Genomic DNA, 289 nt, shown 5'->3' with positions numbered 1-289 from the left:
GTATTCTTCTCCGGCACAGATAGCTGAGGTGCGTCTTGTTTGGCTGGAGTCGGGTGAAGCATTACCGGAAGAAAGTCAGTCTGTGGACTAGGGGGGGGTGTTAATGCAGGGGGTATTGATATGGATTGACGAATCCATTTATGCAACAGATTGGCATTGATCTGATGTTGCATTGCGACCTTGGCCACTGATGTATCTGGCTGCTGGCATTGATGAATAAGTTGATGTTTAAATTCAGCAGTGAAGGTTCGAAGAGGCTTTTTTAGCGTTGGTGTGCTGTCTATAACTG

The 289-nt window shown here is 46.4% G+C and carries 1 protein-coding gene; it reads right to left on the bottom strand.

Features of this window, described 5'->3' with window-relative positions:
• Window positions 1–284: transposase (locus ACG9ZB_RS17140; RefSeq protein WP_419326836.1), on the bottom strand; the 284-nt coding region annotated here is incomplete at its 3' end.
• Window positions 285–289 lie beyond the last annotated feature (5 nt).

This window comes from Acinetobacter johnsonii (assembly GCF_048551975.1).
Taxonomy (GTDB): domain Bacteria; phylum Pseudomonadota; class Gammaproteobacteria; order Pseudomonadales; family Moraxellaceae; genus Acinetobacter; species Acinetobacter johnsonii_A.
This window is presented reverse-complemented; position numbering and strand designations above follow the sequence as displayed.